9 protein-coding genes and 5 pseudogenes are annotated in these 9,669 nt (G+C 37.6%); 10 read left to right on the top strand and 4 right to left on the bottom strand.

Annotated elements, in window-relative coordinates; translation table 11 throughout:
- The 3 genes and pseudogenes from HMPREF0027_RS06550 to HMPREF0027_RS06545 form a co-directional block, all read right to left on the bottom strand.
- Positions 1–465 (bottom strand): ATP-binding cassette domain-containing protein (locus tag HMPREF0027_RS06550; protein ID WP_005623294.1); only part of this gene is annotated, 465 nt, incomplete at its 3' end.
- Positions 402–542 carry a hypothetical protein gene (locus tag HMPREF0027_RS12935; RefSeq protein WP_276324229.1) on the bottom strand — a complete coding sequence of 47 codons (141 nt, stop codon included), beginning with the start codon at positions 540–542 and terminating at the stop codon, positions 402–404. The genes HMPREF0027_RS12935 and HMPREF0027_RS06550, both read right to left, overlap by 64 nt.
- A gap of 59 nt (positions 543–601) precedes the next feature.
- Positions 602–1,593, bottom strand: a pseudogene (locus tag HMPREF0027_RS06545) (substrate-binding domain-containing protein).
- Positions 1,594–1,950: 357 nt separating this feature from the next.
- Between HMPREF0027_RS06545 and metN the strand changes: the two are divergent.
- The 6 genes from metN (at position 1,951) to tehA (ending at position 7,337) form a co-directional block, all read left to right on the top strand.
- Positions 1,951–2,985: a methionine ABC transporter ATP-binding protein MetN gene (metN, locus tag HMPREF0027_RS06535; RefSeq protein WP_005623280.1), complete on the top strand. Its 1,035-nt coding sequence runs from the start codon at positions 1,951–1,953 to the stop codon at positions 2,983–2,985.
- A complete protein-coding gene (locus HMPREF0027_RS06530) occupies positions 2,975–3,652 on the top strand; it encodes a methionine ABC transporter permease (protein ID WP_005623278.1) in 678 nt (225 codons plus the stop codon). The genes metN and HMPREF0027_RS06530 overlap by 11 nt, the downstream gene beginning before the upstream one ends.
- Before the next feature lie 26 nt (positions 3,653–3,678).
- Entirely contained in the window at positions 3,679–4,494 is an 816-nt protein-coding gene (locus HMPREF0027_RS06525) for a MetQ/NlpA family lipoprotein (protein ID WP_005623276.1), read from the top strand.
- 113 nt (positions 4,495–4,607) lie between these two features.
- Positions 4,608–5,426, top strand: a complete 819-nt coding sequence (locus HMPREF0027_RS06520; RefSeq protein ID WP_005623274.1) for a MetQ/NlpA family ABC transporter substrate-binding protein — start codon at positions 4,608–4,610, stop codon at positions 5,424–5,426.
- A 74-nt stretch (positions 5,427–5,500) separates the two neighbouring features.
- Positions 5,501–6,292 (top strand): methionine ABC transporter substrate-binding lipoprotein MetQ, encoded by a 792-nt coding sequence (gene metQ / locus HMPREF0027_RS06515; RefSeq protein WP_044024334.1) that lies wholly within the window; start codon positions 5,501–5,503, stop codon positions 6,290–6,292.
- Between the two features lie 91 nt (positions 6,293–6,383).
- Entirely contained in the window at positions 6,384–7,337 is a 954-nt protein-coding gene (gene tehA / locus HMPREF0027_RS06510; RefSeq protein ID WP_044024456.1) for a dicarboxylate transporter/tellurite-resistance protein TehA, read from the top strand.
- Positions 7,338–7,404: 67 nt separating this feature from the next.
- Here the strand turns inward: tehA and HMPREF0027_RS06505 are convergent.
- Positions 7,405–8,112: pseudogene (locus HMPREF0027_RS06505) on the bottom strand (LysR substrate-binding domain-containing protein); the annotation flags it as partial.
- Here HMPREF0027_RS06505 and HMPREF0027_RS13030 point away from each other — a divergent pair.
- From HMPREF0027_RS13030 to HMPREF0027_RS11990, 4 genes and pseudogenes are all read left to right on the top strand, one after another.
- A pseudogene (locus HMPREF0027_RS13030) lies at positions 8,100–8,210 on the top strand (alpha/beta hydrolase); the annotation flags it as partial. The pseudogenes HMPREF0027_RS06505 and HMPREF0027_RS13030 sit on opposite strands and share 13 nt — an antisense overlap.
- 84 nt (positions 8,211–8,294) lie before the next feature.
- Positions 8,295–8,870 (top strand): annotated as a pseudogene (locus HMPREF0027_RS06500) (DapH/DapD/GlmU-related protein).
- Between the two features lie 58 nt (positions 8,871–8,928).
- Positions 8,929–9,267, top strand: a complete 339-nt coding sequence (locus HMPREF0027_RS06495) for a cyclophilin-like fold protein (RefSeq protein ID WP_044024454.1) — start codon at positions 8,929–8,931, stop codon at positions 9,265–9,267.
- Between the two features lie 111 nt (positions 9,268–9,378).
- Positions 9,379–9,669 (top strand): annotated as a pseudogene (locus HMPREF0027_RS11990) (helix-turn-helix domain-containing protein); the annotation flags it as partial.

Here is a 9,669-nt window from a genome sequence, read left to right as displayed (position 1 = left end):
CCCCAATAATTTTTCAATTTCAGGCGCGGATAAACTACTGGTTGGCTCGTCAAAAGCAATTACTTTTGCTCCTCGGCTTAATGCTTTGGCAATTTCAATCATCTGCCATTGACCGATAGATAAATCTTTAAGCTTAGTGGATGGTGAAATATTCAGTTCAAGTTTATCTAAATAAAATTGAGCATTTTCTTCCAGTTTCTTTTGGTTCACGATGCCAAGAGAATGTGGAAATTGCCCTAAGCAAAGGTTTTCGGCAACCGTCATTTCAGGAACAATATTTAATTCCTGATAAATAATGGCAACACCGACTAACAAAGCATCTTTGGTATTACGGAAATTTACCGTTCTACCGCCAATGTGTAATTTCCCTTGAGTTGCGGGATAGTTGCCACTTAATATTTTCAGTAAAGTGGATTTTCCTGCCCTATTTTCCCCGTTAATGCATGTACTTTTCCTTCGTAACATTTAAATGAAACGCCTTTTAAAGCTTTAACGCCGGGAAATTCTTTATGAATATTATCAAATTCTAAATATGCGACCATATATCCTCCTTACTGAATTCTTGTTACTTTATCTAAAGTTAAAGACCTTTTTTATCCAGTTACACTTTAAAGTTTTCACGATTAAGTAATACTTGATCACCAATAGGAGTGTATTTTGGCGGTTCTACACCTTCTTTCACCCATTTGTATAACATTTCCGTACTACGATAACCGTGAACATCCGAGCTAGGTAGTAAAGAACCAATGAAACCGGTTACTTTCGGTTTAGAAAGTTCATTAACCGCATCAGTGCCATTAATTCCAATACCAATCACATTCTCAGGTTTAAAGCCTTGTCCTTCAGTTGCTCGAACACCACCTAAAACCGTATTATCATTCATACCTACAATCAGCCAATTTTTTACTTCTGGGTGTTGCACCAACATTGAATTTGCCGCATCTAAAGCTCTCGGAATATCATTACTTTTTGTTGGAGATTTGTAGATTTTTTCCGCAGGGAATCCAGCTTTTATGAGTGCATCAATGGAACCTTCAGTACGACGGCGAGCTGTATCTAATTCATCAGCTGTAATAGTGAGTACTGCCGTATCTTTTACGTCCCAACTGCGTTTTTGCATTTCTTTATAAAGCTCTTGACCTTGACGTTCACCGATTTCGGTTGCAGCCATCATAATTAAAGGCACATTAGTCATTGGTTCGCCAGCTGCATTTAAAAATTGATCATCAACAATAATGACTTTTAAATCATAAGATCTAGCTTTTGCATAATTGCTGGGCCAAGTTTTGGATTTGGTGTACAAATTACAAATCCTTTTGCTCCATTGGCAGCTAAATTATCTATAGCATTTAATGTTTTTTCTCCATCAGGTACCGCAATTTTTATGATTTCAACATCCCCTAAATCTTGAGCGGCTTTATCAGCAAAACGCCATTCAGTTTGGAACCATGGTTCTTCAGGCTGTTTTACTAAGAAACCTAATTTAAGGTTATCTGTAGATTTAGCATAGGTAAAACCTGAATGTAAGCCACTGATAGCAAGAATAGAAACTGCTAAAAGTGATTTTAAAAAAGTTCTTTTGCTAGTTTTCATATAAAACTCCTAAAGTTAAATGTAACTATTAAATAACATTTCTGCTTGATAAATAGGCATGTGCTTTAATATGCAAATGGATAATAGCAATATATAAAGTGTGTATGTGTGATCTGTTTCACATTATGAATTTATAGCAAAAAAATCCATATATTCGACAATTAAATCCTTATGTATAAAGAATGAGTAATTTGTAAAAAATTTTGCAAATTCAACCGCTTTTTTCGCTCTTAGAATGATTGAATGTTCTTTTATTCCTTTTTGATATAAAAAAACTGGTTTAGTGAATTGACATAGCATTCTAGACGTCTAGAATAACTAGCTGATTTAATTGATTTATAGTATGGATATATTGTTATGATTCAGCTGAAAAATATCAGTAAGCAGTTTGAGGTAAAGGGTAAAAAGATTACCGCCTTAGACAATGTAAACCTTGAGGTGCCGAAGGGGACAATTTATGGTGTTATCGGGGCGAGTGGTGCGGGTAAAAGTACGCTTATTCGCTGTGTGAATTTACTTGAACGTCCAACGATCGGTAGTGTGATTGTGGACGGGCAGGATTTGACCGCAATGTCGGAAAAAGAGTTGATTTTAGCTCGCCGTAATATTGCGATGATTTTCCAGCATTTTAATTTGTTGGCGTCACATACGGTATATGAAAATATTGCATTACCGTTAACTTTAAGCAATACGCCGAAAGATCAGATTGAGAAGAAAGTAAATGAATTGATTGAATTGGTCGGCTTAACCGAGCGTAAAGACGTTTATCCGAGCAATTTATCCGGCGGTCAGAAACAACGTGTTGCAATCGCACGTGCGCTTGCTAGTGATCCGCACGTTTTATTATGTGATGAAGCGACAAGTGCATTAGATCCGGCGACAACACAATCGATTTTACAATTATTAAAAGACATTAATAAGCGTTTAGGTTTAACCATTTTATTGATTACCCATGAAATGGAAGTGGTAAAACGTATTTGTGATCGAGTGGCGGTGATCGATAAAGGTCAATTAATTGAAACCGGTTCGGTCAGTGAGATTTTCTCTAATCCGAAAACGGAATTGGCACAGAAGTTTATTCAATCGACATTCCATTACGAATTGCCAGCGGAATATACCGATCAGCTTTTTGACCATCAAACGCCAAACGGGAAACCGATTATTAAATTTGAATTTACTGGCCGTTCGGTGGATGCACCGTTACTTTCTATTGCATCGAAAAAATTCGGCATTGATTTCAGTATCTTAATGTCGCAAATTGATTATGCGGGCGGTGTTAAATTCGGTTTTGTGATTGCGGAAGTTACCGGTAATAACGATTCGATTGCAGAAGCAAAATTCTATTTAATTGATAATAATGTAAAAGTGGAGGTGTTAGGTTATGTGGGATAGTTTTATGCAAGAACTCACACCTCAAATGTGGGGCTTAGTCGGTACTTCAACGATTGAAACGCTCTATATGGGCTTTGCAGCGACGCTACTTGCCGTGGTAGTCGGTTTACCAATCGGTTTCTTAGCGTTTTTAACCGGCAAAGGTGAGATTTTAGAGAACCCACGTTTACATCAGGTATTAGATGTTGTTATCAATATCGGTCGCTCTGTTCCGTTTATTATTTTATTAGTGGTGTTGTTACCTTTTACCCGTTTATTGGTAGGGACAACGTTAGGTACAACGGCAGCGATTGTGCCGTTAAGTGTCTCGGCAATTCCGTTTTTTGCGCGTTTAACTTCAAATGCGTTATTAGAAATCCCAGCCGGTTTAACCGAAGCGGCGAAATCAATGGGAGCAACCAATTGGCAGGTGGTTCGTAAATTCTATTTACCAGAATCACTTCCGATTTTAATCAACGGTATCACGTTAACCTTAGTGGCTTTAATCGGCTACTCTGCAATGGCGGGGGCCGTTGGCGGCGGCGGTTTGGGTAACCTTGCTATCAGTTACGGTGAACACCGTAACATGGTCTATGTAAAATGGATCTCAACAATTATTATTGTAGCGATTGTAATGGTCAGCCAAAAAATCGGCGATAACCTTGCAAAACGTTACGATCATCGTTAAACACAACATTAAAAAGGAGTTTTCCTATGAATTTCAAGAAAGTATTAGGCGTGGCGTTAGTGTCTGCTTTAGCATTAACCGGCTGTAACGAAGAGAAGAAAGCGGATGTTGCACAAGCAACGTCAAAAATTAAAGTCGGCGTGATGTCTGGCCCGGAACATACTGTGGCGGAAAAAGCGGCACAAGTGGCGAAACAAAAATACGGTTTAGAAGTGGAATTCGTATTATTCAATGACTATGCGTTACCAAATACGGCGGTAAGTAAAGGTGATTTAGATGCGAACGCTTTCCAGCACAAACCGTATTTAGATAAAGACAGCCAATCAAAAGGCTTAACTAACCTTGAAATCGTAGGTAATACCTTTGTATTCCCACTTGCGGGTTATTCTAAAAAAGTTAAAAACGTTGCTGAGTTAGCAGAAGGAGCTGTAGTAGCAGTGCCTAACGACCCTTCAAACCTTGCTCGTGCATTAATTCTTTTAGAGAAACAAGGCTTAATCAAATTAAAAGACAACACAAATTTATTCTCAACCACATTAGATATTGTTGAAAATCCGAAAAAATTAAACATCAAAGAAGTGGATACTTCGGTGGCGGCAAAAGCGTTAGATGATGTAGATTTAGCGGTAGTAAACAATACTTATACAGGTCAGGTCGGTTTAAGTGCGAATGACGGTATTTTTGTAGAAGATAAAGATTCTCCGTATGTAAATATTATTGTGGCACGTAAAGACAACAAAGACAGCGAAGCGGTGAAAAACTTTGTGAATGCATTCCAAACTGAAGAAGTGTTTGGCGAAGCGCAAAAACACTTTAAAGATGGTGTAGTAAAAGGTTGGTAGTCATTTATTGATTCCAATTGTTACTTAAACAAACGGTGAGATTTTATCTAAATTTTGCAAAAAATGAGAGGATTTCACCGCTTATTTTTTATCTAGATTGAGAGGATTACTCTATGAATATCAAAAAATTATTTGGTTTAGCCGTTGTTTCAGCTTTAACATTAACCGGTTGTAAAGAAGAGAAAGTGGCAGATACGGCAAAAGTAGAAGCAAGAACATTAACGGTTGGTGTGATGCAAGGCCCTGAAGCGCAAGTAAACGAAGTAGCGGCTCGTATCGCCAAAGAAAAATATAACTTAGATGTAAAGTTGGTTGAATTTAGTGAATATACTCAACCGAACTACGCATTAAGCCACGGTGATTTGGATATAAATGTCTTCCAATCAGTACCGTTCTTTGAGCGTGAAATGAAAGAGAAAGGCTATAAATTTGTCGCGCAAGCAAACACGTTTGTGTTCCCAATTGCAGGCTATTCTAAAACGGTTAAAGCGATTGCCGATTTAAAAGAAGGCGCAAAAATTGCGATTTCTAACGAGTTAAGTACGGCAGGACGTTCGTTACTCTTGTTGCAAGCAAACGGTGTGATCAAATTAAAAGATCCGACAAATCTTTATGCAACGGAAGTAGATATTGTTGAAAATCCTAAAAATGTCAAAATTAGCCAAATTGATACGGCATTATTAACACGTGCATTAGATGATGTAGATCTTGCAATCATTAATAATAACTATGCAGGTCAAGCAGGTTTAACACCGGAAAAAGATGGTGTGATTGTGGAAGCGAAAGATTCTCCATATGTGAATTTGATCGTTTCTCGTGAAGACAACAAAGACAATCCGGCAATCAAAGACTTTGTCAAAGCATTCCAAACTGAAGAAGTGTACCAAGAAGCGCTTAAACACTTCTCAGGCGGTATTGTAAAAGGCTGGTAATTCATGATAAGCGGTAAGATTTTGTGAATTTTTTGCAAAAAATTATCGCTTTTTTCTAAATGAAGGAGAATAAAATGAAATTAAAAAATGTATTAAGTGCAGTTGCAATTTGTTCGGTATTCTTAACCGCTTGTAATGAAAAACAAGAAAAATTAAAAGTGGGTGTAATTTCAGGACCGGAACATCAAGTTATGGAAGTGGCGGTAAAAGTCGCTAAAGAAAGATATCAGCGAGAGGTTGAATTAGTGGTGTTCACTGATTATGCCACGCCGAATGAAGCCTTAAATAAAGGCGATTTAGATTTAAATGCGTTTCAACATAAGCCTTATCTAGATAATCAAATTCATGATAAAGGTTATAAATTAGTTTCGGTCGGTAATTCATTCGTCTATCCGATTGCAGCGTATTCTAAGAAAATTAAATCATTGGACGAATTGCAAGATGGTGCAACGATTGCATTACCGAATGACCCAACTAATCTTGCTCGTGCATTAATTTTATTAGAGAAACAAGGCTTAATTAAATTAAAACCGGAAGCCGGTTTAAAAGCGACAAGCATTGATATTATTGAAAATCCCCGCCAGTTAGTAATTAAAGAAATTGAGGCTCCATTGTTACCAAGAACGCTAGATGATGTGGCATTTTCAGTGATTAATACAACTTATGCAGGGCAAATAGGTTTAACGCCAACAAAAGACGGTTTGTTTGTTGAAGATAAAGATTCGCCTTATGTGAATATCATCGTTGCTCGTGAAGACAATAAAGATTCGGCAGCTGTGCAAGACTTTGTAAAAGCATACCAAACGGATGACGTTTTTAATAAAGCGAATGAAGTATTCAAGGGCGGAATGGTAAAAGGTTGGTAATTATCACATCAAATAATGTGGCAAATTGAAGCAATATAGTAAAAGAGCTAAAATAGGTTTCTGTGTGAAACCTATTTTAGTTTTAGAGAGTATGATAACAAAAACAGTATTTCCTATTCCAGTTAATTACCTAGGTATGGTATTGGGGCTTGCTGGAATTGGCTTAGCTTGGCGCTATGCGGCTGGTATTTTGCCAGTTTCCCATCTCATTGGGGAGTCAGTTTTAACGATAGCCTTTTTGATTTGGATAAGTTTAATCATCGTATATGGCTATAAATGGTTTAGTTATCCGCAATTAGCCAGAGCAGAGCTTATCCACCCGATAATGGGCTGTTTTGTCAGCCTAATTATGATTACCTCGTTGTTAATTGCTATCGCTATTCAGCCGTATAGTACTTTTGTGAGTGATATTTTGCTAGTGCTAGGCATCATTGGCCAGCTTATCTTTGCTATGTTACGTATTGGTAAACTGTGGCAAGGTAATCACCCGACCGAAGCTACCACTCCCGTGTTATATTTGCCATTGGTTGCAGCGAATTTTGTCAGCGCTAATGCTTTAGGTATGATAGGGCAGAATGAACTTGGTATGCTTTTTCTTGGTGCAGGTGTTTTTTCTTGGCTTTGTTTAGAACCCACAGTACAACAACGTTTACGTAATTTAGATCCTGTTCCGCCAACAATTCGCCCTGTATTTGGTATCCAGTTTGCTCCTGCTTTCGTTTGCTGCTCGGCTTACCTTAGCTTAAATGGTGGCAAAATAGATAGTTTTGTGTATTTGCTTATCGGCTATGGGCTTTTACAATTCTTATTATTAGCCAAATTATTGCCATGGGTTATGCAAAACGGCTTGTCTATGGGGCTTTGGGCTTTCTCATTCGGTTCTGCCTCAATGGCAGGTGTTGGGCTTCATTTCTACCACGAATTATCAGTTAAACCGATTGCAATGCTTGGTATGACAATGTTCATTGTGGGGTCGGTAGTTATTTTAGCGTTAATCTTAATGACTTTACATCTAATTGCCACTAATCGTTTTTTGCTGAAATAAAACAGGAAATGAAGAATACTATAAGCGGTTGGATTTGCAAAAAAAGTAGCAAATCCAACCGCTTATTTTATTCCCTTAACGCATCAATCACGCACTTCAGCGCAGGCGAAGTATTCCGATGAGGGTAATAAAGATGAAAGCCTGTAAAGGTATAGCTAAATTCGCTTAGCACTTGAATCAATTCGCCTTTTTCCAACTCTTTCTGAACCAAATCTTTACAGATATAGCCTAGTCCTAATCCTAATTTCGCTGCATTTCTAATCGAATAATCATTAGAAAATGTCCATTGTCCTTGTGTTTTGACCTGAATATGCTCGTGATTGACGATGAAGTCCCAATGGTACATTGCTCCACTGGCGTAACGATAATTTAAGCATTGATGATGAACTAAATCAGAAGGTGTTTTTGGAAACCCGTGAGTATGAAAATAATCAGGTGAGCCAATAACCGCCATTTCTTCGTCGTTGCTAATTCTTACCGCAATCATTCCTTCAGCAACTAAATCTCCAAAGCGAACGCCAGCATCAAACTGCTCGGAAATAATATCGGAAAATGCAGTATCGCTGATTAATTCGAGTTGAATCTCAGGATATCGTGTTTGAAATTTAGCGAGTTTAGGTAATAACACTTTATCAAGAGTATATTGTGAGGCTGTGATTCGTACCTGTCCAAACGGAGTTTGGCGGTAATGCTCTAGCATTGCTAATTCGTGATCGAGTTTAGAAAATGTTTGTTCAGCAGTTTGAAAAAGCTGGTTACCTGCGTGAATTAGTGATTGTACCAAATGCAACGCATACGGATTTGTATGATAACGTTGCAGGTAAAATTCCATACGATAAATTTGAACAGTTCTTTAAAGCTAACTTGAAATAATAACAAGCGGTCAAGTTTCTCTAAATTTTCGCAAAAAATGAGAGGACTTTGACCGATTATCTTTTTGAAAACCGGAGAACAAAAATGCAATACGCTGTTGATTTACCTATGAATAGTTTGATTGCTAAGGGTAATCAAATTTTTGAAGATATTCATCAAATTGTAGCAGAAAATGCCCCGAAAATTGCCGAATTATCAGGAAAGTTTCAAACATAAGCTGAAATCCAACGTCTATTGAGCGAAATTACCCAATCGCAAATTGACGAAACTTTGCACGTTAATTTACCGTTATATAGTGATTTCGGTCGTCATCTTCGCATTGGTAAAAATGTATTTATTAATACCGCTTGTGTGTTTACCGACTTGGGAGGGATTACACTTGAAGATAATGTTTTGCTTGCCCCGAGAGTAAATATTATTACGGTTAACCACCCAACGGATCCGAAAACTCGTCGTGGTGTGATCGTCAAACCTGTAATAATTAAGCAAAATGCTTGGATTGGTGCTGGAGCTACGATTTTATCTGGCGTTACGGTTGGTGAAAATGCGATTGTTGCGGCTGGTAGTGTAGTTACTAAAGATGTGCCGGCAAATACGATTGTTGCCGGTGTACCGGCTAAAATCGTTAAAATAATTGATGAGGTTAGCAATGAAAATTAGGCTTCTGATTGGGTTGATTTTCAGTTTATGTTTTAGTCCGTTTTTACAGGGGAAAACGATGCAAATTACGATAGGACAACAAATTTTCGAAGCAGGATTAGCCGATACTGGGGATGTACAGCAACTTACAGAATTGTTACCTTTAACATTGGAAATGCAGGACCACCTACGCAATGAAAAATTTGCAGAATTACCTAAAAATTTGACCGCTTATGATCACGCAGTTGGCTCAATTCAAACCGGTGATATTTTGCTTTGGCAAGGAAATACATTAGTGATTTTTTATGAGAGTTTTGATATCCCTTATCATTATACTAACATTGGTAAAATTCATAATGTGAAGGGATTAAAAGAAGCGTTAGGGAAGGGGAGTATAAAGGTCTATTTTGAGCATTAACCATAATACGTGAACTTTGTATATTTCAAATAGCTAAAGAAGAAAGCCTTTCAATGATCTGCACCCCAAAAGTTGGACTAACCATCCAACGGATTAAGGTGCAGATTTTTTATGACTAAATATAACTCGCTATTCAAACAACAAGTCATCGAGTTTTATCATTCAAAATGACAAAAACCGTTTATTCACTCAACGATATTTTCAATTATCCAAGAAAACCTTAACTCGATGGATTGCTCAATTTAATCATAACGGAATCAATGGGCTAGCGGTGATGGGTAAGAAGCAAAAATATTCCCCCGAATTCAAATTAACCGTCATACAAGCGGTCAAAAAAGGACAATTTTCTGCAGAAAGCGCCTCCCTTCATTTTGGCATTGCTAATTCAGGTTCGATTAGCCA

It is taken from the genome of Actinobacillus ureae ATCC 25976 (assembly GCF_000188255.1).
Taxonomy (GTDB): domain Bacteria; phylum Pseudomonadota; class Gammaproteobacteria; order Enterobacterales; family Pasteurellaceae; genus Actinobacillus; species Actinobacillus ureae.
Note: the sequence above shows the minus strand (reverse complement) of the source record. Positions and strands in the feature narration are given on the sequence as shown.

What these genes read in the sequence shown, in the direction of transcription:
- HMPREF0027_RS12935 (WP_276324229.1), bottom strand. Translation starts at nt 542, where the DNA reads ATGGTCGCATATTTAGAATTTGATAATATTCATAAAGAATTTCCCGGC.
- metN (WP_005623280.1), top strand. Translation starts at nt 1,951, where the DNA reads ATGATTCAGCTGAAAAATATCAGTAAGCAGTTTGAGGTAAAGGGTAAA.
- HMPREF0027_RS06530 (WP_005623278.1), top strand. Translation starts at nt 2,975, where the DNA reads ATGTGGGATAGTTTTATGCAAGAACTCACACCTCAAATGTGGGGCTTA.
- HMPREF0027_RS06525 (WP_005623276.1), top strand. Translation starts at nt 3,679, where the DNA reads ATGAATTTCAAGAAAGTATTAGGCGTGGCGTTAGTGTCTGCTTTAGCA.
- HMPREF0027_RS06520 (WP_005623274.1), top strand. Translation starts at nt 4,608, where the DNA reads ATGAATATCAAAAAATTATTTGGTTTAGCCGTTGTTTCAGCTTTAACA.
- metQ (WP_044024334.1), top strand. Translation starts at nt 5,501, where the DNA reads ATGAAATTAAAAAATGTATTAAGTGCAGTTGCAATTTGTTCGGTATTC.
- tehA (WP_044024456.1), top strand. Translation starts at nt 6,384, where the DNA reads ATGATAACAAAAACAGTATTTCCTATTCCAGTTAATTACCTAGGTATG.
- HMPREF0027_RS06495 (WP_044024454.1), top strand. Translation starts at nt 8,929, where the DNA reads ATGCAAATTACGATAGGACAACAAATTTTCGAAGCAGGATTAGCCGAT.